General features: G+C 64.1%; 25 protein-coding genes. 13 read left to right on the top strand and 12 right to left on the bottom strand.

Features of this window, described 5'->3' with window-relative positions; translation table 11 throughout:
• Window positions 1-18: 18 nt before the first annotated feature.
• Together rnr and topA are read right to left on the bottom strand one after the other, a co-directional pair.
• On the bottom strand, window positions 19-2,367 hold the full coding sequence (gene rnr / locus G8E10_RS05325; protein ID WP_167128031.1) for a ribonuclease R: 2,349 nt from the start codon (window positions 2,365-2,367) through the stop codon (window positions 19-21).
• Between the two features lie 27 nt (window positions 2,368-2,394).
• Window positions 2,395-5,106, bottom strand: a complete 2,712-nt coding sequence (gene topA, locus G8E10_RS05330; protein WP_167128034.1) for a type I DNA topoisomerase — start codon at window positions 5,104-5,106, stop codon at window positions 2,395-2,397.
• Window positions 5,107-5,515: 409 nt separating this feature from the next.
• Between topA and G8E10_RS05335 the strand changes: the two genes are divergently transcribed.
• A complete protein-coding gene (locus G8E10_RS05335) occupies window positions 5,516-5,773 on the top strand; it encodes a hypothetical protein (protein ID WP_110726315.1) in 258 nt (85 codons plus the stop codon).
• On the opposite strand, the gene dprA is transcribed toward G8E10_RS05335, so the two are convergent.
• The 4 genes from dprA to G8E10_RS05355 are packed head-to-tail and all read right to left on the bottom strand — an operon-like array spanning window position 5,702 to window position 9,761.
• Entirely contained in the window at window positions 5,702-6,874 is a 1,173-nt protein-coding gene (gene dprA, locus G8E10_RS05340) for a DNA-processing protein DprA (RefSeq protein ID WP_167127630.1), read from the bottom strand. The two genes, G8E10_RS05335 and dprA, sit on opposite strands and share 72 nt — an antisense overlap.
• 6 nt (window positions 6,875-6,880) lie before the next feature.
• Window positions 6,881-7,495 (bottom strand): glycerol-3-phosphate 1-O-acyltransferase PlsY, encoded by a 615-nt coding sequence (plsY, locus tag G8E10_RS05345; RefSeq protein WP_167127633.1) that lies wholly within the window; start codon window positions 7,493-7,495, stop codon window positions 6,881-6,883.
• A 23-nt stretch (window positions 7,496-7,518) separates the two neighbouring features.
• Window positions 7,519-8,805, bottom strand: a complete 1,287-nt coding sequence (locus tag G8E10_RS05350; RefSeq protein WP_167127636.1) for a dihydroorotase — start codon at window positions 8,803-8,805, stop codon at window positions 7,519-7,521.
• Window positions 8,802-9,761 carry an aspartate carbamoyltransferase catalytic subunit gene (locus tag G8E10_RS05355; RefSeq protein WP_110799531.1) on the bottom strand — a complete coding sequence of 320 codons (960 nt, stop codon included), beginning with the start codon at window positions 9,759-9,761 and terminating at the stop codon, window positions 8,802-8,804. The genes G8E10_RS05350 and G8E10_RS05355 overlap by 4 nt, the downstream gene beginning before the upstream one ends.
• A 208-nt stretch (window positions 9,762-9,969) precedes the next feature.
• Here G8E10_RS05355 and G8E10_RS05360 point away from each other — a divergent pair, with 208 nt between their 5' ends.
• The 3 genes from G8E10_RS05360 to G8E10_RS05370 all read left to right on the top strand — a co-directional run bounded on the left by G8E10_RS05360 (window position 9,970) and on the right by G8E10_RS05370 (window position 12,287).
• Window positions 9,970-11,619: an acyl-CoA dehydrogenase family protein gene (locus G8E10_RS05360; protein ID WP_167127639.1), complete on the top strand. Its 1,650-nt coding sequence runs from the start codon at window positions 9,970-9,972 to the stop codon at window positions 11,617-11,619.
• Window positions 11,620-11,781: 162 nt separating this feature from the next.
• The gene (locus tag G8E10_RS05365) at window positions 11,782-11,955 is read left to right on the top strand and encodes a hypothetical protein (RefSeq protein WP_167127642.1); all 174 of its coding nucleotides are present in this window, start codon (window positions 11,782-11,784) and stop codon (window positions 11,953-11,955) included.
• Window positions 11,952-12,287, top strand: a complete 336-nt coding sequence (locus G8E10_RS05370) for a DUF6105 family protein (RefSeq protein ID WP_110799529.1) — start codon at window positions 11,952-11,954, stop codon at window positions 12,285-12,287. The genes G8E10_RS05365 and G8E10_RS05370 overlap by 4 nt, the downstream gene beginning before the upstream one ends.
• Here G8E10_RS05370 and ruvX read toward each other — a convergent pair.
• Window positions 12,227-12,718, bottom strand: coding sequence for a Holliday junction resolvase RuvX (gene ruvX / locus G8E10_RS05375; RefSeq protein WP_110799528.1), 492 nt, complete (start codon window positions 12,716-12,718; stop codon window positions 12,227-12,229). The two genes, G8E10_RS05370 and ruvX, sit on opposite strands and share 61 nt — an antisense overlap.
• 130 nt (window positions 12,719-12,848) lie before the next feature.
• Between ruvX and G8E10_RS05380 the strand changes: the two genes are divergently transcribed.
• The 8 genes from G8E10_RS05380 to G8E10_RS05415 all read left to right on the top strand — a co-directional run bounded on the left by G8E10_RS05380 (window position 12,849) and on the right by G8E10_RS05415 (window position 19,439).
• Window positions 12,849-13,553 carry a metal-dependent hydrolase gene (locus G8E10_RS05380; RefSeq protein ID WP_132663436.1) on the top strand — a complete coding sequence of 235 codons (705 nt, stop codon included), beginning with the start codon at window positions 12,849-12,851 and terminating at the stop codon, window positions 13,551-13,553.
• Window positions 13,554-13,652: 99 nt separating this feature from the next.
• Window positions 13,653-13,940, top strand: a complete 288-nt coding sequence (gene gatC, locus G8E10_RS05385; protein ID WP_110799526.1) for an Asp-tRNA(Asn)/Glu-tRNA(Gln) amidotransferase subunit GatC — start codon at window positions 13,653-13,655, stop codon at window positions 13,938-13,940.
• Between the two features lie 62 nt (window positions 13,941-14,002).
• Window positions 14,003-15,484: an Asp-tRNA(Asn)/Glu-tRNA(Gln) amidotransferase subunit GatA gene (gene gatA, locus G8E10_RS05390; RefSeq protein WP_110799525.1), complete on the top strand. Its 1,482-nt coding sequence runs from the start codon at window positions 14,003-14,005 to the stop codon at window positions 15,482-15,484.
• Window positions 15,485-15,523: 39 nt separating this feature from the next.
• Window positions 15,524-16,039, top strand: coding sequence for a GNAT family N-acetyltransferase (locus G8E10_RS05395; protein WP_110799524.1), 516 nt, complete (start codon window positions 15,524-15,526; stop codon window positions 16,037-16,039).
• 119 nt (window positions 16,040-16,158) lie between these two features.
• A complete protein-coding gene (gene gatB / locus G8E10_RS05400) occupies window positions 16,159-17,661 on the top strand; it encodes an Asp-tRNA(Asn)/Glu-tRNA(Gln) amidotransferase subunit GatB (RefSeq protein WP_167127645.1) in 1,503 nt (500 codons plus the stop codon).
• Between the two features lie 4 nt (window positions 17,662-17,665).
• On the top strand, window positions 17,666-18,160 hold the full coding sequence (locus G8E10_RS05405) for a GNAT family N-acetyltransferase (protein ID WP_132447091.1): 495 nt from the start codon (window positions 17,666-17,668) through the stop codon (window positions 18,158-18,160).
• Window positions 18,161-18,296: 136 nt separating this feature from the next.
• Entirely contained in the window at window positions 18,297-18,692 is a 396-nt protein-coding gene (locus G8E10_RS05410) for an NADH:ubiquinone oxidoreductase subunit NDUFA12 (RefSeq protein ID WP_110799521.1), read from the top strand.
• A gap of 342 nt (window positions 18,693-19,034) precedes the next feature.
• Window positions 19,035-19,439 carry a DUF2155 domain-containing protein gene (locus tag G8E10_RS05415; protein WP_281517452.1) on the top strand — a complete coding sequence of 135 codons (405 nt, stop codon included), beginning with the start codon at window positions 19,035-19,037 and terminating at the stop codon, window positions 19,437-19,439.
• A 153-nt stretch (window positions 19,440-19,592) separates the two neighbouring features.
• Here the strand turns inward: G8E10_RS05415 and aat are convergent, their stop codons facing one another.
• The 5 genes from aat to G8E10_RS05440 all read right to left on the bottom strand — a co-directional run bounded on the left by aat (window position 19,593) and on the right by G8E10_RS05440 (window position 23,495).
• A complete protein-coding gene (gene aat, locus G8E10_RS05420) occupies window positions 19,593-20,207 on the bottom strand; it encodes a leucyl/phenylalanyl-tRNA--protein transferase (protein WP_167127648.1) in 615 nt (204 codons plus the stop codon).
• 122 nt (window positions 20,208-20,329) lie between these two features.
• Window positions 20,330-21,673, bottom strand: a complete 1,344-nt coding sequence (gene accC, locus G8E10_RS05425) for an acetyl-CoA carboxylase biotin carboxylase subunit (protein ID WP_165910685.1) — start codon at window positions 21,671-21,673, stop codon at window positions 20,330-20,332.
• 10 nt (window positions 21,674-21,683) lie between these two features.
• On the bottom strand, window positions 21,684-22,136 hold the full coding sequence (gene accB / locus G8E10_RS05430; protein ID WP_132447095.1) for an acetyl-CoA carboxylase biotin carboxyl carrier protein: 453 nt from the start codon (window positions 22,134-22,136) through the stop codon (window positions 21,684-21,686).
• 18 nt (window positions 22,137-22,154) lie between these two features.
• On the bottom strand, window positions 22,155-22,598 hold the full coding sequence (gene aroQ, locus G8E10_RS05435; protein ID WP_132663428.1) for a type II 3-dehydroquinate dehydratase: 444 nt from the start codon (window positions 22,596-22,598) through the stop codon (window positions 22,155-22,157).
• Between the two features lie 129 nt (window positions 22,599-22,727).
• Window positions 22,728-23,495: a DsbA family protein gene (locus G8E10_RS05440; protein WP_167127651.1), complete on the bottom strand. Its 768-nt coding sequence runs from the start codon at window positions 23,493-23,495 to the stop codon at window positions 22,728-22,730.
• Window positions 23,496-23,718: 223 nt separating this feature from the next.
• Between G8E10_RS05440 and G8E10_RS05445 the strand changes: the two genes are divergently transcribed.
• Window positions 23,719-24,879 carry a pyridoxal phosphate-dependent aminotransferase gene (locus tag G8E10_RS05445; RefSeq protein ID WP_167127654.1) on the top strand — a complete coding sequence of 387 codons (1,161 nt, stop codon included), beginning with the start codon at window positions 23,719-23,721 and terminating at the stop codon, window positions 24,877-24,879.
• Window positions 24,880-25,046: the final 167 nt, after the last annotated feature.

Genomic DNA, 25,046 nt, shown 5'->3' on the forward strand with positions numbered 1-25,046 from the left:
CGTCACCATTCATCGGAGTCAGCGCCGCCCACGCGGTGGACGGGTGCCGGGCGCTTTGCGAGCACCGGCCTTGTCCCGGCGTCCCGCCTTGTGGAAGGAGCGCGTCGCCGTCGGCATCTTGCGGCCCTCGTCCAGCATCTCGAAGCGCAAGGCGCCGGCCAGCGGCACGGCATCGACCAGCTTCACCCGCACCTCGTCGCCGAGGCGATAGCCGAGACCGGTCTTGTCGCCGACCAGCGCCATGTGCGCTTCGTCGAAGATGAAATAGTCACGTCCAAGCGTCGAGATTGGCACGAAGCCGTCGGCGCCGTACTGCGGAAGCGAAATGAACAGGCCCGACTTGGTGACGCCGGACACGCGACCGTCGAACTCCTCGTTGACGCGACCGCTCAGATGGTGGGCGATCAGCCGGTCGATCGTGTCGCGCTCGGCCGCCATCGCGCGCCGCTCGAAGGTCGAGATCTCCGCGGCGATATCCTCCAGCGCACCTTCTTCTGCCGGCGTGATGGCGCCTTCGCCGAGCCCGAGCGAGCCGACCAGCGCGCGATGCACGATCAGATCGGCGTAGCGCCGGATCGGCGAGGTGAAGTGAGCGTACTTCATCAAGTTCAGGCCGAAATGGCCGATATTCTCTGGGCTGTAGACCGCCTGGCTCTGCGAGCGAAGCACCATCTGGTTGACGATGGTCTCGTAGGGCTGCTCTTCGGCTTTCGCGAGAATGCCGTTGAAATGGTTGGCGCGCATGTTGTCGCCCTTGACCAGCGTCAGGTCGAGCGTCGCCAGAAACTCGCGTAGCGTCTCCTGCTTGGCGAGCGAGGGTGCATCGTGGACGCGGTAAACGAGCGGCTGGCGCTTGATCTCCAGCGTCTCGGCTGCCGCCACGTTCGCCTGGATCATCATCTCCTCGATCAGCTTGTGCGCATCGAGCCTGTCCGGCACGAAGACGCGATCGACCGTGCCATCCGGCTTCAGGAGGATCTTGCGCTCGGGCATGTTAAGTTCGAGCGGCTGCCGCCGGTTCCGCCCCACGGTGAGGATGCGATAGGCGTCCCAGAGCGGCTTGAGGATGGGCTCCAGCAGAGGGCCGGTCTTATCATCAGGCGCACCGTCGATCGCTGCCTGGGCTTGGTTGTAGGAGAGCTTGGCCGCGCTCTTCATCATGATGCGATGAAAGGTGTGTCCGATCTTCCGGCCTTCGCTCGTGAAGCGCATGCGCACGGCAAGCGCCGGCCGGTCCACGGTTTCCTTCAGCGAGCACAGTTCGTTGGAAATGCGCTCCGGCAGCATGGGCACGACCCGGTCCGGGAAGTAGACCGAGTTGCCGCGCTTCAGCGCTTCATTGTCGAGCGCGGATTTCGGCCGCACATACCAGGAGACGTCAGCGATTGCGACGGTGACGATGACGCCGCCCTCGTTCTCCGGCGATGTGTCGGGTTCCGCATGAACCGCGTCGTCATGGTCCTTGGCGTCTGCGGGGTCGATGGTGATCAGCGGCAGGGAGCGCCAGTCCTCCCGATGCGACATGGTGGCGGGGCCGGCAGCCTCCGCCTCGCGCGTGACGCTGTCGGGGAAGATATAGGGAATGCCGTGCGCGTGAATGGCGATCATGGAGATCGCCTTTTCTGAGGAGACCGAACCGATGATCGACTTCACTTCGGCCCTGGCAAGCCCGAACCGGCCGGAGCGGACGATTTCGACCTCGACCAGATCCCCGTCCTTGGCCTCGCCGACGCCGCTCGCCTCGACGTCCATTTCCTCGCCGCGCTTGTCGATGGGCATGATGCGGCCGGTGCCCGCCGGCATTTCGCGGAAGACGCCGAGGGCCGCATTGGCGCTGCGGCGACGGTCGAGCACCTTGATGATGCGCGCCGTATAGGCCGGGCCCGTCGGCTCCTTGGAGGGGAAGATCTTGGCCAGCACCCGGTCGCCGATGCCGCCGACGGGCATCTTGCCCTTGGCCTTGGCAACGCTCGACTGGCGGATGAGAACAGCCGGTGCGACACCAGCATCGTCGGGCCATTCGGCCGGACGGGCGACGAGCTCGCCGTCCTTGTCGCGCGTGGTGATGTCGAGAACGGTGACCGGGGGCAGGGCGCCTGGACGGACGAGCGCGTTGCGCTTCTTCTCCACGAGACCGTCGTCTTCGAGATCCCGCAATGCTGCCTTCAGCTCGATGCGCGCTTCGCCCTTGAGGCCGAAAGCTCGGGAGATTTCACGCTTGGAGGCCTTGTCCGGATTTTCCGCGATGAAACGCATGAGCACGTCGCGCGGTGGCACGGCGCCATGGATGATCGGTGTGTCATCGGCAGGCGGCAGGGCCGTGCCCGCACGGGCCAGCCGGACCGAAGGTTTTGCGGTCCGTCTCATGCCGATGCGGGGCGATTTGCTCACGGTCTATCCCTTCTGTGCCTTGGCGGCGGCCGCAGTCTTGGGTTTTGCAGCAGCCTTCGTCTTTGTCGTCGTCTTCGCCGCAGGCTTGGCCTTGGCGGCGGCGCGCGGCTTGGCAACCTTTTCGTCGCCGTCCGCTGCAGCTTTGGCCTTGGCAGGCTTTGCAGCCTTCGCCTTGACGGCCTTGGCCTTCACGGGTTTCGCCTTGCCTGCACGCTCTGCAAGAAGCGGCAGTGCTTCTTCGAGCGTCACCGATGTCGGATCCTTGCCCTTGGGCAGGGTCGCGTTCACCTTGCCCCAGTTGACATAGGGTCCATAACGCCCATCGCGAACGGTAATCGCACCGCCATCGGGATGTTCACCGAGATCCTTCAGAGCGGCCACGGCCGCACCGCGACCGGCTGGGCCCTTGGATGCCTTGTCCGCCAGCACCGAGACGGCGCGGTTGAGGCCGATCGAGAACACGTCCTCGATGGTCTCGACATTCGCATATTTCCCGTCATGCAGGATAAACGGCCCGTAGCGGCCGAGGCCGGACGAGATCATCTTGCCGGATTCCGGATGCTGGCCGATGTCGCGCGGCAGCGACAGGAGGGCCAGGGCCTTCTCATGGTCGATGCTCGCCGGCGTCCAGCCCTTGGGCAGGCTGGAGCGCTTGGCCTCCTTGCCTTCGCCGCGCTGGACGTAAGGGCCGAACCGGCCGTTGCGCAGCGTGATCTCCTCGTCCGTGTGCGGGTCCTTGCCCAGTGCCTGCGGCTCGTTCGACGCCTGCGCTTCCGCATCGCCATCCGAGGACAGCTGGCGGGTGAAATTGCAATCGGGATAGTTCGAGCAGCCGACGAACGCGCCATACTTGCCGAGCTTCAGCGACAGCTTGCCGGTGCCGCAGACCTGACAGATCCGGGGATCGCTGCCATCCTCGCGCTTGGGGAAGACGAGCGGTGCGAGTTCCTCGTTGAGCGCATCAAGGACGTTGGTGACCCGCAGCTCCTTGGTGTCTTCGATCTGCGCGAAAAAGTCTTTCCAGAAGTCGCGAAGCACATCCTTCCAATTTAGCTCGCCAGCGGAAATCCGGTCGAGCTTCTCTTCGAGCGATGCCGTGAAGTCGTACTCGACATAGCGGTGGAAGAAGCTTTCGAGGAACGCCGTGACGAGGCGGCCCTTGGCTTCCGGGATCAGCTTGCGCTTGTCGATGACGACGTATTCGCGGTCCCGCAGGGTGGCGAGCGTCGAAGCATAGGTCGAGGGACGGCCGATGCCGAGCTCTTCCATGCGCTTGATGAGGCTTGCTTCCGAGTAGCGCGGCGGCGGCTCGGTGAAATGTTGGCTCGCATTGATCTTCTGCTTGGCGACGGTCTCGCTTGCGCGGATCTCCGGCAGACGGCCTTCGTCCTCGCCATCATCGCTCTGCTCGCCGTCTTCCTTCTGGTCTGTATAGGCGGCGATGAAGCCGTCGAAGCGGATGACGGAGCCGACGGCGCGCAGGCCGGCCTTGCGGTCGCCGTTTTCTGCGAGGATCTCGACGGTTGTCCGCTCGATCTCGGCCGACGCCATCTGGCTGGCGATACCGCGCTTCCAGATCAGGTCGTAGAGGCGCAGCTGGTCGGTATCGAGAAAGCGGCGCAGCTGGTCCGGCGTGCGGGTGAAGTCTGTCGGGCGGATCGCCTCGTGGGCTTCCTGCGCATTCTTCGCCTTGGTCGAATAGATTCGGGCCTTTTCAGGCACGTAGCGCGCGCCGAATTGGTCGCCGATGGCGCTGCGGGCAGCATCGATCGCTTCGCCGGCCATCTGCACGCCGTCGGTTCGCATATAGGTGATGAGACCGACGGTCTCGCCGCCGAGGTCGAGACCTTCATAAAGCCGCTGGGCGACCTGCATGGTGCGCGATGCGGAGAAGCCGAGCTTCGAGGATGCCGCCTGCTGCAGCGTCGAGGTGGTGAAGGGCGGCGAGGGGTTGCGCTTGACGGGCTTCGCCTCGACGGTATCCACGACGTAGGAGGCGCCTTCGAGCAGGGCCTTCAGGTCGGTTGCCTGTTCGCCATTGCCGACCGAGCGCGCCTGCAGGCGCTTGCCGTCTGCGGCCACGAGGCGGGCTTCGAAATCGTCGCCGCGCGGCGTCTTCAGGATGGCGGAGAGGTTCCAGTATTCTTCCGAGACGAACCGCTCGATCTCCGACTCTCGGTCGCAGACGAGGCGCAGCGCGACGGACTGCACGCGGCCGGCCGAACGGGCACCGGGCAGCTTGCGCCACAGGACCGGCGACAGGTTGAAGCCGACGAGATAGTCGAGCGCGCGGCGTGCGAGATAGGCATCCACCAAGGGAACGTCGATGTCGCGCGGATTGGCCATCGCGTCGAGCACGGCCTTCTTGGTGATGGCGTTGAAGACGACTCGGCTGACGGGCTTGTCGCCGATCAGCTTCTTCTTGCGCAGCAGATCGAGCACATGCCAGGAAATCGCTTCGCCTTCGCGATCCGGGTCGGTTGCGAGAATGAGGCCATCGGCGTTCTTCAAGGCAGCGCCGATGTCGTTCATTCGCTTGGCGGACGCGCTGTCCACCTCCCAGATCATGGCGAAGTCTTCGTCGGGCTTGACCGAGCCGTCCTTGGCCGGAAGGTCGCGAACGTGACCGAACGAGGCCAGAACCGTGTAGCCGGGGCCGAGATATTTGTTGATGGTCTTTGCTTTAGCCGGCGATTCAACGACGACGACATTCATGGTCATAGGATTCAGCAACCATAGAGAGGGGTGACGGACTTCCCTCAGCCGTCACGCCGGGAACTTTTGAAGCCCCGACATGGAGGGGGATTTCGTCGCGGTCAAGTGGCGACCATGAAATTAGCCAGTTTGCATAGACGATCGACAGACCCGCAACCTGTTCATTTTCAGGCGTTTGACGATCTTTCGACAAGGTGTCGCGCCCGAAGGCTCGCCAGCCCGGAATACAACGCGCCACAACCTTTGAGGGATAATGTTATTATTGCAATTAGGAATATTTGCGTTATCGTCGGCGGAAGAGAAGAGAGTGCACCGACGGACAGGCAGTGGTGATGGCCGCACAGGTTGTTGCCGCGTGTGCTGTCGGCTGCCCGCTCGGGATCGAGGCCAAGCCCAACAGGACGTATTCATGGTGCCCGTACACAAAGACGCTGCTGTTCCCGCGACACCTGACGACGAGAGCCTCGCCTATATTCGTCAGATGCTCGCAGAGCTGCGTGGTGTCGCGGACGAAAAGGGTGCCGACATGCTCTGCTACCTCCTGGAGATGGCCTATGTCGAGGCGGGCGACCTCATTTCCGGCCGCCGCGCCCTGTCAGCCAAGGGGCTCAAGAGAAACGAGGCCGCCGGGGTGGCGGTGAAGCCGGCCGGCAAGATCAAGCTCTAGCAGCACGAGATAGACCGCCGAGGCGGCAAAGCCCGTATGGCGGATGATGTCGTCGGTCTCGACCGGCGTCGGCCCGAGCGCATCGATGATCGCCTCGCGCTCCCGGTCGCCGGGTAGCGCAGCTGCGGGCCGCCTTTCGGTGCCGATGTCCACGTCGTTCTCCGCTTCGCGCGCCTGAGGCTGGTCGAACAGGTCGATGCGGCTGAGCGGCGCCAGCGCCTCCAGAATGTCGCGCGCTTCCGTCGTCACCACGGCGCCGTCCTTCAGGAGACCATTGGTGCCGTGGCACCGGGGATCGAGCGGCGACCCCGGCACGGCAAAGACGAGACGCCCGAAATCGGCGGCGTAGCGCGCCGTGATCAGCGATCCGGAGCGACTTGCAGCCTCCACGACGGCAAGCCCCAGCGCCACGCCGGCAATCAACCGGTTGCGGCGCGGGAAGTCGCGCGCCCGCGGCTCCCATCCGAAGGGCATCTCGGTGATGGCAAGGCCTTGTCCCCCGGTGATCTCGTCGAGCAGCGGCACGTTCTCGGGCGGGTAAGGCTTGTCGATGCCGCCGGCGAGGACGGCGATCGTGCCGGTGTCGAGGCTCGCGCGATGGGCGGCCGTGTCGATGCCGCGGGCAAGCCCGGAGATGATCGTATAACCTGCCCTGCCGACATCGCGGGCGATCATGGCGGCGAACTTGGCGCCGCTGATGGAGGCGTTGCGGGCGCCGACGATGCCGAGCGCAGGCGCGGTGCCGGTGGACGCACGTCCCTTGACGGCGAGAAGCGGCGGCGCGCCGTCGATCTGGCGAAGGGCTGCCGGATAGTCCGGTTCGCCGATACCGACGAATCGCGCGCCGCAACGGGCGGCGATCGCCAATTCCCGTTCGGCTTCCGCGACCGTGGCGATGCGGATCGCGCGCGTGGAACCGCCTCGGCGGGAGAGTTCCGGCAGCATCTCCAGCGCCGTCTCGGCCGATCCGACATGGTTGATGAGGTCGCGGAAGGTGACGGGGCCGACATTGTCGGAGCGGATAAGGCGCAGCCAGGCTATTCTTTGACGATCCGTCAGCGCGATGCCCTTGCTTTCCTGGCTCTTCGCGCTGTCGCTCATCTAAGCTTATCCCTTCTGGCCGATGCGGCTTTCGGTCCCGGCGATCAAGCGCTCGATATTGGCGCGGTGTTTGATCCAGGTGATGACGCTCAAGACCACAAAGAGAAGGCCGATGCGCCCATAGCCGGCGACCAGCAGCACGACCGGCACCACGACGGTAGCGACGAGCGCTGCCAGCGAGGAATAGCGCGTGACCTTGGCGACGATCAGCCAGCAGGCGGCGAAGACGAGGACGACGAGCGGCGCGAGGCCGAGCAGCACGCCGATATAGGTCGCGATGCCCTTGCCGCCCTTGAAGCCGAGCCAGACCGGAAAGAGATGCCCGAGAAAGGCGCCGAAACCTGCGGCAATACCGGCCTCCGGGCCGAGAAAATGATAACCGACGGCGGCGGCCAGCGTGCCCTTCAGCGCGTCCAGCAGCAGGGTCGCGGCCGCCAGCTTCTTGTTGCCGGTGCGCAGCACGTTGGTGGCGCCGATATTGCCGGAGCCGATATTGCGCACATCGCCGAGCCCTGCCGCCCGCGTCAGGATCAGGCCGAACGGGATCGAGCCGAGCAGATAGCCCAATAGAAGGAAGCCGAGCGTCGGCAGAGCCGGCAGCGGCCACGTGAACACGTCCATGAATGCCCCCTCGCGTCAGCCTCCTACAGGCTGTGCACGCACTTTCCCGCAACATAGGTGCGAACGGCGCGGCCCGTAAAGCGGGCATTTTCGAACGGCGTGTTTTTCGAGCGCGAGACGATGGCGTCCTTGGAGACGATCCATGGCTCGTCGAGATCGATCAGCGTGATATCCGCCTTCGCACCGGGCTTCAGCGTTCCGGCATTGAGCCCGAAGATCTGCGCCGGCCGGGTGGAAAGCGCGTCGATCAGGCGCATCAGCGAGACTTCGCCGCTGTGATGCAGCCGGAGCGCTGCGGCCAGCATCGTCTCCAGACCGATCGCGCCATCGGCGGCGTCGGCGAACGGCAGGCGTTTGGTGTCGACGTCCTGCGGGTCGTGCGAGGAAACGATGATGTCGATCCGGCCCTCGGCCAGCGCCTGCACCATGGCCCTGCGGTCGTCCTCGCCGCGCAGCGGCGGCGTCAGCTTGAAGAAAGTCCGGTATTCGCCAATGTCGTTCTCGTTCAGCGACAGATGATTGATCGAGATGCCCGAGGTCACATTGACGCCGCGCGACTTCGCCAAAGCGATGGCATCGACCGATTCCGGCAGCGAGATCTTGGCGGCGTGGTAGGCGGCGTGGGTGAGGCCGGCGACGCGCAGGTCGCGCTCCAGCGGAATGATCTCCGCCTCGCGCGGCACGCCGGACAAGCCCAGCCAGCTCGCGAGCAGCCCCTCGTTCATGACGCCACCGGCGCCCAGATACTTGTCGCGTGATTCCAGCGCGATCACCATGCCGAACTCACGGGCATAGGTCATTGCGCGGCGGAGCACGAGCGTATCATGCAGGGCCTCGCGCCCATTGGTGAAGCAGACGGCGCCGGCTTCGCTGAGAAGGCCGAACTCGGTCATCTCGGTGCCATGCAGCCGCTTGGTCAGCGCGGCGGCCGGATAGACGTTGACGACCGCCTTGTCGCGCGCCGTCTTCATGACGAACTCGACGAGCGCGATGTCGTCGATGACGGGATCGGTATCCGGCATGGCGATGAACGACGTGATACCGCCGACGGCGGCAGCCTGAGCCGCAGACGCGATCGTCTCGCGGTGCTCGGCACCGGGTTCGCCGACGAACACACGGGCATCGACGAGGCCGGGAACGGCGATCAAGCCGCGGCAATCCTCTGTGGTCGCGCCTTCGGGAATGCCCTGGTTCGCCGCATCGCTGCCGGCAGCGAGGATCACGCCGTCGCGAATGAGGATCGTGCCCGTTTCGTCAAGGTTGCGCGACGGGTCGATGATGCGCAGGTTGGTGAGAACAAGATCGGTCATGCGCCGTAACCCTGGTTGTTGAGGCCGCCCTGATGTTGTGAGACGAGCAGCGCTTCCATCACGGCCATACGAACGGCAACGCCCATTTCGACCTGCTGCTCGATGACGCTCTGTGGTCCGTCGGCAATCTCGGAGGCGATTTCGACGCCACGGTTCATCGGGCCTGGATGCATCACGAGCGCATCCTCCTTGGCGGCTTTCAGCTTCTCCGCGTCGAGGCCGTAATAGCGGAAGTATTCGCGCACCGATGGTACGAAGGCACCGGCCATGCGCTCGCGCTGCAGCCGCAGCATCATCACGACATCCGCATCCTTCAGGCCCTCTTCCATCGAGTGGTAGACCTCCGCGCCCATCTCGGCGATGCCGGACGGCAGTAGCGTTGCAGGGGCGACGACGCGCACACGGGCGCCCATCTGGTTGAGAAGCAGGATGTTGGAGCGAGCCACGCGTGAGTGCAGCACATCGCCGCAGATCGCCACGATGATGCGCGACAGCTTGCCCTTGGCCCGCCTTATGGTCAGCGCGTCGAGAAGTGCCTGTGTCGGGTGCTCGTGCTGCCCGTCGCCGGCATTGATAACCGAGCAGGAGACCTTCTGCGCCAGGAGGGCGGCGGCACCGGCCGATGAGTGGCGCACGACCAGCACGTCGGGATGCATGGCGTTCAGCGTCATCGCGGTGTCGATGAGCGTTTCGCCCTTCTTCACCGAGGAATTGCCGACCGACATGTTCATGACGTCGGCCCCGAGCCGTTTTCCGGCAAGCTCGAAGGACGACTGCGTCCGGGTGGAGGCTTCGAAGAAGAGGTTGATCTGGGTGAGGCCCCGGAGCGTCGAGGTTTTCTTCTCGCGCTGACGGGAAATTTTGACCGCCTCGTCGGCAAGATCGAGAAGTCCGGTGATATCGCGCTCGTTCAGGCCCTTGATGCCGAGAAGATGGCGATGCGGAAAGAAATCCATGGGAAGCCCGCCTCAAATGGTCGCGTTGCGCGCTCTATAGAGCCTGTGTGGGTGAGCGGCAAGGCAGTGCGTGAGAACAGGTGAGGACAAAGCCCGCAGGCGCTGACGCATCGGGGCCGCAGAGGCTTGGCCGATGGCCGTATCGATTTTGCGGGAGGGCGCAGCCAGTGCTGTTCCTAACGTTCGGGACTTCGGCTAGAACCGGATCATGACCGTGACTCGACCCGACCAGACCCTTGACGACCTCAACCAGCCGAAACCCTGGTCGGGCATCAACGCCTATCGTTCCGATCCCCTGCTGACCGACGTCGCAAGCGGGCTGCCCAAGGTGTTGCGCGACGATTTCGACGGGCTCGGTCGCTATGTGACCTCCCCGGAAGCGCAGGATCTCGCGCGCATGGCCAATCAGGGCGTGCCGCAGCTACGCACGCACGGGCCGCGCGGCGAGCGGCTCGATGTGATCGATTTCCATCCCGCCTGGCATGCGCTGATGCGCCGCTCCATGACGGCGGGCCTGCATTCTTCGGTCTGGGAAAACGTGCCCGACGAGCGCGGCCATGCCCATAAGAGCCGCGCCATACGGTTCTATCTCACCGCGCAGCTCGAAAGCGGCCATCTCTGCCCGCTGACGATGACCAGCGCCTCGCTGGCCGCCATGGCTGCGACGCCGATGGTGCAGAAGGAATGGGCACCGAAGGTCCTGTCGCGGAAATACGACGCCTCGAACCGCCCCTTCATGCAGAAATCCGCCGTCACCATCGGCATGGGTATGACGGAGAAGCAGGGCGGCACGGATGTTCGCGCGAACGTCTCTACCGCCGAGCGGGTGGGCGAGGGCATCTACCGCCTCTCCGGCCACAAATGGTTCATGTCCGCGCCGATGAGCGACGCCTTCGTCATGCTGGCGCAGACGCGCGAGGGGCTCGGCTGCTTCCTCGTTCCCCGTCTGCTGGAGGACGGATCTGCAAACGGCCTGCGGTTCCAGCGGCTGAAGGACAAGCTCGGCAACCGCTCGAACGCGTCGTCCGAAGTCGAGTTTTCCGAAACCTTCGGCTTCATCCTCGGCGCGCCGGATGCCGGCATCACCACGATTCTCGACATGGTCACGCTGACGCGGCTCGACTGCGCCCTGTCGTCGGCCGGCATGATGCGTGCGAGCCTTGCCGAAGCCGTGCACTACACCCGCGGACGCGCCGTCCTCGGCCGCCCGCTGGTCGCGCAGCCGATGATGACGCGTGTGCTTGCCGATATGGCGCTGGACGTGGCCGCCGCGAGCGCACTTTCCTTGCGACTCGCCGATGCTTTCGACCGCGCCCGCGACAGCGCGGAGGAGGCGGCCTATGCCCGCATCATGACGCCGGTCGTCAAATACTGGGTCTGCAAGACGGCGCCCACGCTCATCGCCGAGGCGATGGAGTGCCTGGGTGGGAACGGTTATGTCGAGGAGCGACCGATCGCCCGGCACTACCGCGAGGCGCCGGTGAATGCGATCTGGGAAGGCTCCGGCAATGTGATGGCGCTCGACGTGCTGCGCGTGCTGAAGCGCGGCCGCGAACTGTTCGAGGCCCTGTTCGAAATCATTGGCCGCGACCTTGGCCCGGCCGCGCGGAAGACCATCGACGTGCTGCGTGCCGCCATTTCGCTCTGCGAGCGCGACGAGGGGGCGGCCCGCCTGCTGGTCGAGCAGCTTGCGCTCGCTGCTGCTGCTGCCGAACTCTACCGGCTCGGTGCCGGACGCATCGCCGACGCCTTCATGGAATCGCGGCTCGCCGCCGGCTGGCGCTCGACCTACGGCATGCTCGACTCGCGCTTCGACAGCGCGATGATCGTCGATCTCCTTTATCCCGCTTCCAGCTGAGCGCTGTCATGAACGCGTTGGGCAGGGGCTCTTGCCAGATGGTCAGGACGCCCCCGCAAAGCTCGCGCCGGCCTCGCGCCTGTTAACCTTAACAAAAGGTTGACGTTGCCTCGTCAAGGTTAACGTTCCATGTGTGGTGGATCGCAACCGCACGGAGCCCGCATGATGCGCGCAGTCCTGACATTCATTCCCATGTCGATCTTCGCAGCCGTCGCGCTGGACGTGGCGGTGCCGGCGCTCGTTCTTCTCGTCTGCGTCATTGCCACCAGCGCGGTGGCATCGGTCGGTGTCTGGGGAGCCCGCGGCGTGGCGAACATGAGAGGAGACCGGACATGAAGTGGCTTCTGATCCTCTGGGGCGGGCCGGTCCTGTTCCTGACGAGCTGGTACACGCTCTCCTACAACGACATCAGCTTCGGCATCTTCATGCTGTCGCGGGAGGCGAACGACCTCGTGTTCCAGATGTACGGCAACGTGCTTGGCATCGACCCCAAGACGATCCCGCTGCTCGTCGCGCGCGCGATGATCTTCGACAGCTTCATCGTCTTCGGCCTCATCGCGCTACGCAAGCGCAAGGCGATTCTTGCCTGGTACCGTCGCCGGAACGATCAGTCGTCGGTGGATGCCACAGCGCGTGCAAGCGATGTCAGCCTGTCCAGCGCGCCCTGAAGAATGAAGGACGCGGCGGCCGAATCGATGCGCTCCGCCCGCTTGGCGCGGGACACGTCCATCTCGATCAGCGTCCGCTCAGCCGCCACCGTCGATAGCCGCTCGTCCCAGTAGACGAAGGGCAGGGTGGTTTTCTGTTCCATGTTGCGCACGAAGGCCCGTGTCGCCTGCGCCCGCGGCCCATGCGACCCATCCATGTTCACCGGCAGCCCGATCAGGAAGGCAGCGATCTTTTCCTTCTCCGCAAAGGCCAGCAGCGCCTGCGCATCGGCCGTGAACTTCGTCCGCTTGATCACCGTTCGCGGCGTCGCCAGCCCGCGGCCGAGATCGGATACCGAGAGGCCGATCGTCTTGGTGCCCAAGTCAAGCCCGGCAACCGCCTGACGCGGCAGCAGTGCGCTCGCAAGCTCCTCGATAGTCATCACGCTCATGCTAAACCTTTCCGTCGGCCTTTGTCTTTGCCTGTCGATGTTCCATATGCTCCGCGGGCACCGATTTCACCAGCGTGCTTTTTCCGCTGGGGTTTAGGGCGCGCCCGCTACAGATGACAGGAGATATGTCATGAAGATCCAATGGCTCGGCCATTCCGCCTTCCACATCGAGACAACCAAAGCGAAGATCCTGATCGATCCGTTCTTCTCGGGCAATCCGTCCTTCGACGAATCGACCCGCAAGGACGCGGCCGCCGGCCTCGACTATATCCTGCTCACACACGGTCATGGCGACCATGTCGGCGACACCATCGCGCTGGCCAAGGAAACCGGCGCGACCGTCGTCGCCAATGCCGATCTCGCGGCATGGCTCGGTTCACGGGGCGTCTCCGCGCTCGAAATGGGCAATACGGGCGGCACGATCCACCTCAAGGGCTTTTCCACGACCTTCGTCAACGCGCTGCATTCCTCCGCGCAGATCACCGAGGATGGCGTTTCGCACTCGCTCGGCAGTGCCAACGGCCTCGTCCTCCATTTCGACGATGCGCCGACGCTCTACCACATGGGCGACACCGACATCTTCTCGGACATGGCGCTGATCCAGGAACTTCACCAGCCCGATATCGGCCTCGTTCCGATCGGCGATCGCTTCACGATGGGCGGTGCCGTGGCCGCGCTCGCCTGCCAGCGCTACTTCAAGTTCGGCACCGTGCTGCCCTGCCACTACGGCTCCTTCCCGATCGTGGACCAGACACCCGACCTCTTCCTCGCCGCCATGGAACCGGCGAGCACCAAGGTCGAAGTCCCCGCCGTGGGCGCTGTCGTGACGGTCTGATCACCTAGCGAACGCGGTCTTCGCCTTAATCCCCCGTTGCGCGCTCCCGTCGTGGTCAGTATAGCGGGGGATCATTTCCCGTCAGGCCCGGAGTCCGCCATGTCCGTCGATCTCGCCACCGTCAAGCGCGTCGCGCATCTCGCCCGCATAGCCGTCAGCGAAGACGACGCCAACCGCATGACCGGCGAGCTGAATGCGATCCTTGGCTTCGTCGAACAACTCGGCGAAGTCGATGTCACCGGCGTCGAGCCGATGACATCGGTCACGCCGATGGCGATGAAGAAGCGTGAGGACATCGTGACGGATGGTAGCAAGGCCGACGATATCGTTGCCAATGCGCCGAATTCTGACCGGAACTTCTTTCTCGTGCCGAAGGTCGTCGAATAGACCGGCCGACCCGTACCGAAGACCGTTTCGCCCGCCTGCCGTTTACGAAAGTCCCGTTCGCCATGACCGAACTCACCCACCTCACCATCGCCGAAGCCCGCGACCGGCTGACCGCCCGCGACATTACGGCCGTTGAACTGACTGACGCCTATCTCTCCGCCATCGACGCGGCGAACGGCGCCTTGAACGCCTATGTCACCGTGACGCCGGAGAAGGCGCGTGCGATGGCCAAGGCTTCCGACGAGCGCCTCGCAGCCGGCAAGGCCGGCGCGCTGGAGGGCATTCCGCTCGGGATCAAGGACCTGTTCGGCACCGAAGGCGTGCACACGCAGGCCTGCAGCCACATTCTCGATGGGTTCGCGCCGCGTTACGAATCGACCGTGACGCAGAACCTGTGGAACGACGGTGCCGTGATGCTCGGCAAGCTGAACATGGACGAGTTCGCCATGGGCTCCTCCAACGAGAGCTCGTACTATGGCCCCGTGAAGAACCCCTGGCGCGCCACCGGCTCCGATGCCGACCGCGTGCCCGGCGGCTCCTCGGGCGGATCGGCGGCGGCCGTCGCAGCCTTTCTGTGCGCCGGCGCCACAGCCACCGACACGGGCGGCTCCATCCGCCAGCCCGCGGCCTTCACGGGCACGGTCGGCATCAAGCCGACCTATGGCCGCTGCTCGCGCTGGGGCATCGTCGCCTTTGCCTCCTCGCTCGATCAGGCCGGACCAATCGCCCGCGACGTTCGCGATGCTGCGATCCTGCTGAAGTCGATGGCAAGCGTCGATGCGAAGGACACGACCTCCGTCAATCTTCCGGTGCCGGATTACGAGAAGGCCATCGGGCAGTCGCTGAAAGGCATGAAAATCGGTATTCCCGCGGAATATCGCGTCGAAGGTATGCCGGAAGAGATCGAGGCGCTCTGGCGCCAGGGCATCGCCTGGCTGAAGGACGCCGGTGCCGAGATCGTCGATATCTCCCTGCCGCACACGAAATACGCCCTGCCGGCCTACTACATCGTTGCGCCGGCCGAGGCGTCCTCGAACCTCGCGCGCTATGACGGCGTGCGCTATGGCCTGCGTGTGGATGGCAAGGACATTGCCGACATGTACGAGCAGACGCGCGCCGCCGGCTTCGGCCAGGAGGTCAAGCGCCGCATCATGATCGGCACCTATGTGCTGTCCGCCGGCTACTACGACGCTTATTATCTGCGCGCCCAGAAGGTCCGCACACTCATCAAGCGCGACTTCGAGACGGCCTTCCATGCCGGCGTCGATGCGATCCTGACGCCTGCCACACCGTCGTCCGCCTTCGGCATCGCCGATCAGGAGCTCGCGGCCGATCCGGTGAAGATGTACCTCAACGACATCTTCACGGTGACGGTGAACATGGCCGGCCTGCCGGGCATCGCCGTTCCCGCCGGCCTCGACGCCAAGGGTCTTCCGCTCGGCCTTCAGCTGATCGGCAAGCCGTTCGAGGAGGAAACCCTGTTCAAGACCGCCCATGTCATCGAGCAGGCCGCTGGACGCTTCACGCCGCCCAAGTGGTGGTAGGCTGCGCGATCGTCGCACCGGTGGGGGCTTGGACACGGTATGGTTCTGGTACGCGGTGCACGCGAGGATGAAGTGCCTCGGCTGGTGAAGATCGGCCTTGCCGCCTGGGAGCAGGCGGTGGTCGGCTTTGCCGATGTGACCAAGATGCGCACCACGGCCGAATACTCCTTCGGCTCGTTCCTGCGCGAAAGCTGGCCGCGCACCCTCGTGGTGGAGACGGGCGGCGCGAGCGTTGGCTGGGCGGCGCGGGAGAACGACGATGTCGAAGTCAGCGACCTCTGGATCATGCCGGAGCACCAGCGCCAGGGGCTGGGCAGTGCGTTGATCGAGGCACTGCGCGGCGATATGGAGGGAACCGGGCTGCCGGAAATGACGGCCCGGACACATGCGGGCAACGCGCCGGCCATTGCCTTCTTTCGCCATCACGGCTTTCGGATCGCCTGGTTTTCCACCGCCTACCTCGCCCGTCTGGATCGGGATGTCGAGCAGGTTGGTCTCGCCCGGACGCTCCGCGAGGTCGAAAGCGTCGTGGACAAAAGTGTGGGGGACATATGACGCTGCCGACCGCCTGACCCGCCGGAAACCGGTGCCGGACATTCTCGCGCGTCTTGCACCCCTCAAGCATTTGTTCTAACCCGGACCTACCCAAAAGAAGCCTGCAGGAAAAGCCTTCCATGACCCTTGTCGACGTTCGCACGCCCGATCCGAAACGCTTCATCCCCGGCGCCACCGGCGACTGGGAAGTGATCGTCGGCCTGGAGGTGCACGCGCAGGTCACGAGCCATTCGAAACTCTTCTCCGGGGCCTCCACGACCTTCGGCAATGCCGCCAACGCCAACGTCTCGCTGGTCGATGCGGCCATGCCGGGCATGCTGCCCGTCATCAACGAGGAGTGCGTTCGCCAAGCCGTGCGCACCGGCCTCGGGCTCAAGGCGCAGATCAACCATCGTTCGATCTTCGACCGGAAGAACTATTTCTATCCCGACCTGCCGCAGGGCTACCAGATCTCGCAGTTCAAGGATCCGATCGTCGGCGAGGGCACGATCGTCATCTCGCTCGGACCCGATCGTCAGGGCCATTTCGAGGATATCGAAATCGGCATCGAGCGCCTGCATCTGGAGCAGGACGCCGGTAAGTCGATGCATGACCAGCATCCCACCATGTCCTATGTCGATCTCAACCGCTCGGGCGTCGCCCTGATGGAGATCGTGTCGAAGCCCGACATGCGCTCCTCCGACGAGGCCAAGGCCTATATGACGAAGCTGCGCTCCATCGTGCGCTACCTCGGCACCTGCGACGGCAACATGGACGAAGGCTCCATGCGCGCGGACGTCAACGTCTCCGTGCGCCGCCCCGGCGCAGAGTTCGGCACACGTTGCGAGATCAAGAACGTCAACTCGATCCGCTTCATCGGCCAGGCCATCGAATACGAGGCCCGTCGCCAGATCGCGATTCTGGAAGACGGTGGCAAAATCGATCAGGAAACGCGCCTGTTCGATCCGCATAAGGGCGAGACGCGCTCCATGCGCTCCAAGGAAGATGCGCATGACTATCGCTACTTCCCGGATCCGGACCTCCTGCCGCTCGAATTCGACGAGGCCTTCGTCGAGGCGCTGAGGGTCGATCTGCCGGAACTGCCTGATGACAAGAAGGAGCGCTTCGTGCGCGACCTCGGCCTGTCCATCTATGACGCCTCCGTGCTGGTGTCGGAAAAGGCGATCGCCGATTATTTCGAGGTCGTCTCTGCCGGCCGCGACGGCAAGGCGGCCGCCAACTGGGTTATCAACGACCTACTGGGCGCCTTGAACAAAGCCGGCAAAGGCATTGAAGAGACTCCGGTTTCCCCGGCCCAGCTCGGCGGCATCCTTGACCTCATCAAGTCGGAGGTCATCTCCGGCAAGCTGGCCAAGGAGCTGTTCGAGATCGTTTTCAACGAGGGCGGCGACCCGGCCGAGATCGTCGAGGCCCGCGGCATGAAGCAGGTGACGGACACCGGCGCCATCGAAAAGGCCGTGGACGAGATCATCGCCGCCAACCCGGATCAGGTCGAGAAGGTCAAGGCGAAGCCCTCGCTCGCCGGTTGGTTCGTCGGGCAGGTGATGAAGTCCACCGGCGGCAAGGCAAACCCGCAGGCGGTGCAGGCGCTTGTCAAGGCGAAGCTCGGGCTCGAGGATTAGGCCGATGTTCTTCGTCCGCACGGCGACGGAACGTGATCTGGGCGCGATCAGTGCCCTTCTGGGCGAGACCGCGCACGCGACCTATGACGCCACTTATGGTGCCGACAAGGTCGCGGAGATGACGGCCAAGTGGCACTCTGTGGCGGCGCTCAAAGCGAACCTGCAGCGCAAGGGCAGCGAGTTCGTGGTGGCCGACGACGGCAAGCGCATCGGCGGCATGGCTTATGCGTCGATGTCGCCGACCCTGCACGAGACGGCCGTCCTCCACCAGCTCTACGTGCTTCCGGCGTTCCAGCGGCAGGGGATTGCCCGCGATCTCTTCGCGGAACTCGAAACCTGCTTTCCTTATGCCGGACACATGCGGGTAGAGGTCGTCACCGACAACGCGCCCGCCATTGCGTTCTACGCGGCACATGGTTTCACTGAGGTCGGTCCGGGCTCGGAAGCCTGGGGCATGCCGACGGTGGAGATGGAGAAGGTTCTGGACGACGCCCGCTGAGAGCGCTCTCCAAGCCGGTGCAAACACGCTGCGAGAAACGCGGCAGGCTGGACAAGACCGGTCCGGCAGGCCATAAGCAGAAGCAATCATAAGGCATCCGCGCGCGGCTTTCGTGCGCCGGTCCAAGGACGGTTCGATGAAGACTTTTCTGCAGATTTTCACCTGGTGGAACGGCTCGACGATCGGGACGCGGTTCCACACCTGGCGCTTCGGCAAGAAGGTCGGGCAGGACGAGCTCGGCAACACCTATTACGAAGGTGGCAAGGACTCCGAAGGCCGGACGCGCCGCTGGGTTATGTATAACGGCTATGCCGAGGCATCGGCGATCCCGCCGGGCTGGCACGGCTGGATGCATCACCGCACGGATGTTTCGCCGGCCGACGAGACCTATGCCGCCCGCGAATGGCAGAAACCGCACCGCCTCAACATGACCGGCACGGCACAAGCCTACCGCCCGCCGGGCTCGCTCGCCAAGCCGGGCGAACGCCCGCGCGTCACCGGCGACTACGACGCCTGGACACCGCGCTCGTAAGCATTGTCGGTTTCCGGCCGATGTGCCGGAGCCATCATCTCGCGGCCATGATTGGCATCTAAATCCGGTCGTGAGACGGCTTCATACGCGGGCTCACCGAGTCTTTTCCATGTGACCGGACCGTCTCCGAGCGCGGTGTACGGTAGCTGTGGATTCGATCTCCAAAGCAGGCCGGAACGACCGGGCATGTTGACCGGGCTTGCACTGGTTTGTCGGGATGTAGCGACCATATCCGGACGCCGACGTTGGCGAGGGACTGAAATGGCAGTGAACAGGAAAACCCGGAACGTGTCGATAAACCGCAAAGTCGCGATCTGCCGCAGGTCCGTCGGCCGCATTGTCCTGTCGCTCTCCACCGCAGCCGCCGCTTTTGCGATGACCACCCTTCCGACGCAGGCCGCGCGTCTGGCCAATCCCGTCGCCGTCTTCTCGGGCATCGACAAGATCACCGGCCGCATCACGACCTTCGACGTCTATATCGGCGAAACCGTCCAGTTCGGTGCGCTTCAGGTCACGCCCCGCGTGTGCTATAGCCGCGACGACACGGAAGCCCAGAAGACCACCTCGTTCGTGGAAGTCGAGGAAATCACCCTCGACCGCAAGATCCGCCGCATCTTCACCGGCTGGATGTTCGCCGACAGCCCTGGGCTCAACGCGGTCGAGCACCCCGTCTACGACGTCTGGCTCCAGAGCTGCAAAGGCAAGTCCGACCTTCCGCCCCCGGATAGTGCCGCGAACAGCCAGTAACGGGTAACGCCGCACTCGACCCTCGACTGCGGACAGCGCATCGCTTGGTCGCGGTGTGTCAATGCAATCCCGATTCGTTCATCGAACGCCTGACATCTCACCAGCGTTTGTCGCTGAACCCCATTCACATCACTGGACATCGTCGGGCGTGCGTCAGAACCGCGCGTTCGGCTGGGCAATGGCTTCGGCGAGCATGCCGGCATATTCGGCCTTTGGCACGTCGATCGCGCCGAACGTCTTCAGGTGATCCGTGGTGAACTGCGTATCCAGCAGAATGAAGCCGCGGTCGCGGAGGTGTTCGACAAGGTGGACGAGACACATCTTGGAGGCATCGGTGCGGCGGGAAAACATGCTCTCGCCGAAGAAGGCAGCACCGAGCGAGACGCCGTAGAGCCCACCGACGAGTTCGTCGCCGTCCCAAGCCTCGACCGAGTGCGCATGGCCCATCATGTGCAGGGCCGTGTAGAGCCCTCGGATCGTGCTGTTGATCCAGGTGGTGGGCCGATCTGGCGCTGGCGCGGCACAGCCATCCATGACGGCTTCGAAGGCGGTGTTGCGCCGAATGACGAAGGGCGAGTGCCGGATCGTCTTGGCAAGGCTGCGGGGGATGTGGAAATCGTGGAGGGGGATGACGCCGCGCATCTCGGGCTCGACCCAGAAGATCTCGGGGTCATCGGCCGAATCGGCCATGGGGAAGAGACCGATCGAATAGGCACGCACCAGCAGGTCGGGAGTGATGTCCGGTTGCTTGCGGCGGCTGCCTCTCATGCTGGGCCTCTGTTTGCTCACCCAAGGCCAGTGCCTGTCAAAGGCTGGGGGATCGGGCAAGCGCGTTTGGGAAGCCGGAGCGCCACCACCCGAGACGGGTGAGGGAGCGCTCCGGCGACGTTTTATTCCGCGGGCTGGGCGAGATAGTTTTCCAGCCAGTGAATGTCGTAGTCGCCATTCGCGATGTCCTGATTGTTGATCAGGTCCTGGAACAGCGGCAGCGTCGTCTTGATCCCGTCGATGACGAATTCGTCGAGAACCCGGCGCAGACGCATCATGCATTCGACCCGGGTGCGCCCATGCACGATCAGCTTGCCGATCAGGCTGTCGTAATAAGGGGGGATCTTGTAGCCCTGATAGGCACCCGAATCGACGCGAACGCCGAGACCGCCCGGAGCGTGGAAATGCGTGATCGTGCCGGGCGAGGGCACGAAGGTCCGCGGATCCTCGGCGTTGATGCGGCACTCGATGGCGTGGCCCTGGAAGACGATCTCATCCTGCGTGACGGAGAGGCCGGCGCCGGAAGCGACGCGGATCTGCTCGTGCACGAGGTCGATACCGGTGATCGCCTCGGTGATCGGATGCTCCACCTGCAGGCGCGTGTTCATCTCGATGAAGTAGAACTCACCGTTCTCGTAGAGAAACTCGACCGTGCCGGCGCCGCGATATTTCAGCTTGCGCATGGCATCGGCGCAGATTTCGCCGATCTTCATCCGCTGCTCGACGTTGAGAGCCGGAGAGTTGGCCTCTTCCCAGACCTTCTGGTGGCGCCGCTGTAGCGAGCAGTCGCGCTCGCCGAGATGGATGGCATTGCCCTCGCCATCGCCGACGACCTGAATCTCGATATGGCGTGGCTTGCCGAGGTATTTTTCCATGTAGACGGCATCGTTGCCGAAAGCGGCGGCAGCTTCGGAGCGGGCTGTGGAAACGGCTTCCTCGACCTCCTCCTCGTTGCGCGCAACCTTCATGCCGCGACCACCGCCGCCGGCCGTGGCCTTGATCAGCACGGGGAAGCCGATCTCGCGGGCGATCTGTAAGGCGTTTTCGGGTAGCACTTCACCGGCCGAACCGGGCACGACGGGAATTCCGAGCGCCTTGGCCGTTTCCTTGGCGGTGATCTTGTCGCCCATGATGCGGATATGGTCGGCGGTCGGTCCGATGAAGGTGATGCCATGCGCGTCGAGAATATCCGCGAACTTCGCATTCTCCGACAGGAAGCCATAGCCGGGATGCACCGCGTCCGCGCCGGTGATCTCGCAGGCTGCGACGATCTGGTGGATGTTCAGGTAGCTGTCGCGGGAGGGCGGCGGGCCGATGCAGACGCTTTCATCCGCCAGGCGCACATGCATGGCGTCGGCGTCGGCCGTGGAGTGCACGGCAACGGTTGCGATGCCGAGTTCCTTACAGGCGCGAAGGACACGGAGCGCGATTTCGCCGCGATTGGCGATGAGAACCTTGGAGATGATGGGCATGGGCTTACTCGATGACCACGAGCGCTTCGCCGTACTCGACCGGTGCGCCGTCTTCCACGAGGATCTCGACGACCTTGCCGGAGCGCGGCGCCGGGATCTGGTTCATCGTCTTCATGGCTTCGATGATGAGGACGGTCTGGCCTTCCTTCACCGTGGCGCCGACTTCGATGAAGGGACGCGAGCCCGGGGCGGGTGAGAGATACGCCGTGCCGACCATCGGCGCCGTCAGCGCGTTCTTGGAAATACGGGCAGCGGCATCAGGTGCGGCAGCAGCCGCGACAGCTGCAGGTGCTGCGACCGGAACCGGTGCGGAGACATATTGCGGCGTGCCGGCGCGCGAGACGCGGATACGCAGGTCTTCCTGTTCGATCTCGATCTCGGTCAGGTCGGTCTCGTTCAGGATATTGGCGAGATCGCGGATCAGTGCCTGATCGATGCCGGTCTTCTTGTCAGCCATGAGAGCCTCTTGTTTTTTTTATTTCGGTGTTTGAAGGAGAGTGTTTAGCGCATTGAGCGCCAGAATGTAACTCTGCGCGCCGAAGCCGCAGATGACGCCTTTCGCCGCTGGGGCAAGCATGGATTTGTGGCGAAATTCCTCGCGCGCGTGAACGTTCGACAGATGAAGCTCGACCACCGGGATACCGATGGCGCGCGTCGCGTCGTGCAGGGCGACCGATGTGTGGGTATAGGCACCGGCGTTGACGGCAATGCCGACAGCGGTGTCGCTGGCTTCGTGAAACCAGTCGACCAGCACACCTTCGTGGTTGGTCTGGCGGAAGTCGATCGTCAGGCCGAGCTTCTCGCCCTCCGCAACGCACATCGCCTCGATGTCGGCAAGGGTCTGGCCGCCATAGATGCCGGGCTCGCGCTTGCCCAGCATGTTGAGGTTGGGGCCGTTCAGGACGAAAATCGTTGGCATTTCGTGAGCATCCTATCGTCGTGCCGTCAGCTATAGACGGTTGGTCCGTTGAAAAAAAGCCTTTTGGACCCGCCGTATGGCTGCGAGCGCCTCGCTAAGGCCTTGTCCACAAGGCATGTCGCCTCGAGGTCAGCAGGCTGTCTTGCCGCAGGTGCGCATGTTGGCGATCTTTGCCGCCAGATCGTCGGCACCGACGGCGCCGAAGACAGCCTCGTTGCCGATGATGTAGGACGGCGTGCCGGTAACGCCAAGCGCATTGGCGAGCGTGTAGGATTCGCGAACCTCGTCGTCATGGCTCGGATCGACCATCTTGGCACGGATATCCGCTTCCTTCACGCCGAGACGTGTCGCAACGGCAATCGCCGTTTCCTCCGTCGCGCGGTCTTCGCCACCCAGAAGCGCCCGGTGGAAATCGCCATATTTTTCGGGAGCGAGCTTCCGGAAGGCTGAACTGACGCGATGGGCGTCGAGCGATTCCTGTCCGAGAATCGGCAGCTCCTTCAGCACGAAGCGAACGTTCTTGTCGGCTTCGAGAATGGCTTCCATGTCGGGAAGCGCACGTTTGCAATAGCCGCAATTGTAGTCGTAGAACTCCACGACGGTCACGTCGCCTTTGGGATTTCCGAGCGACACGTCGTATTTCGAGTTGAAGATCGTGTCCTTGTTCGCGCTGATCGCCGATTCGGCGACTTGCTGCTGCGCTAGCGCCTGCTTTGCCTTCAGCGCCTCCTGCACCTCAAGCATGACCTCCGGGTTGGCGATCAGATATTCGCGGATGAAGGCGCCGAACTCGGCTTTCTGTTTGTCATCCAGCGCCAGTGCGGGGGTGATGAATGCGCAGGTGGTGGAGACGAGCAGGAGCGATGCGGCGATCAGTCGGCGTACGGGGAAGGTCATGCGGTCCTCGCTGAGATGGCGCTGCCGACGCGGAGAGAACGCCAGCGTACGGTCTCCGTCCGATAGCACATGCAAACGCACGGGGACAACAAAACGTCGAGAGCAGGCGCCTTGTCACAAGCTGCTCTTGTGAAGCCCGTGCGCTTGGGGCAATCCATGGCGATCTGCCGGGATCTGGATGTCATCGACATCCTGATCCACTGAGCGAAACGAGGATGCCGCCATGACCACGCTTTCCCACCGCAGCGCCGTGGAACCCTTCCATGCCATGGACGTGCTGGCGGAGGCGACACGGCGGCGCGATGCCGGCTTCCCGGTCATCTCCATGGCGGTGGGGCAGCCGAGCCATCCCGCGCCGAAGGCAGCGCTTGAGGCGGCCCGCGCGGCGCTGGAACACGGGCGGCTCGGATACACCGATGCGCTCGGCACGCTTTCGCTGCGCACGGCGATATCGGATCATTACCATCGGCATTACGGCATCGCGGTCGATCCCAGACGCATCGCCGTGACGACCGGCTCGTCGGCGGGTTTCAATCTCGCCTTTCTCGCGCTGTTCGATCCGGGCGACCGGGTCGCGATCGCGCGGCCGGGCTATCCCGCCTATCGCAACATCCTCGCCGCTCTGGGGCTGAAGGTCGTGGAGGTCGATGCCGATGCCTCGAACGGTTTTACGCTGACGCCGGAAGGATTGGCGGACGCCGAGCTGCGCGAGGGTGGGCCGATCCGCGGTGTGCTGCTGGCAAGTCCCGCGAACCCGACCGGAACCGTGACAGGACGGGCGCAACTGCAGGCGCTCGCCGAATACTGTGCCGCCAAGGATATCACCTTCATCTCCGACGAGATCTATCACGGCCTGACCTTCGTCGGCGAGGAGACGACGGCGCTGGCCGTGACGGATGCCGCCGTGGTCATCAATTCCTTCTCCAAATACTACTGCATGACCGGATGGCGGATCGGCTGGATGGTGCTGCCTGAAGACAAGGTGCGGGGCTTCGAGCGGATCGCGCAGAGCCTCTATATCTCGCCGCCCGAACTGTCGCAGATCGCCGCCGAGGCTGCGCTGGGCGCATCGGCCGAGCTTGAGGTCTACAAGGAAAGCTACGCCGTCAACCGCGCGCTTCTTCTCAAGCGCCTGCCGGAGCTCGGCTTCACCATCGCCTCACCGATGGACGGCGCATTCTACGCCTATGTCGATGCCAGCCGCTTCACCAATGACAGCATGGCCTTCGCCCATCGCATGCTCGCCGAAATCAACGTGGCGGCCACACCCGGCCGCGACTTCGATCCGGTCGAAGGCCATCGCGCCATGCGGTTCTCCTACGCGGGCGCGCCGGCGGATATCGAAACCGCGATCGAGCGCATGGCGGGTTGGTTGAAAGCCTAATGAGGTCAAAGGTTTCGGCGGACCGGCGGAATCAGATCGGGAGCCACTTGATTCAGAACCTGAGGTTTGCGGCAGGCGTCCGGGACCGCCCTGCTCGATAGAGTGCAGAACGAAAAAGGCCAGCCGGATCGCTCCGGCTGGCCTTTGTGTTCATTCAGCAAACATCA

It is taken from the genome of Ferranicluibacter rubi (assembly GCF_011603255.1).
GTDB classification, from domain to species: Bacteria; Pseudomonadota; Alphaproteobacteria; order Rhizobiales; family Rhizobiaceae; genus Ferranicluibacter; species Ferranicluibacter rubi.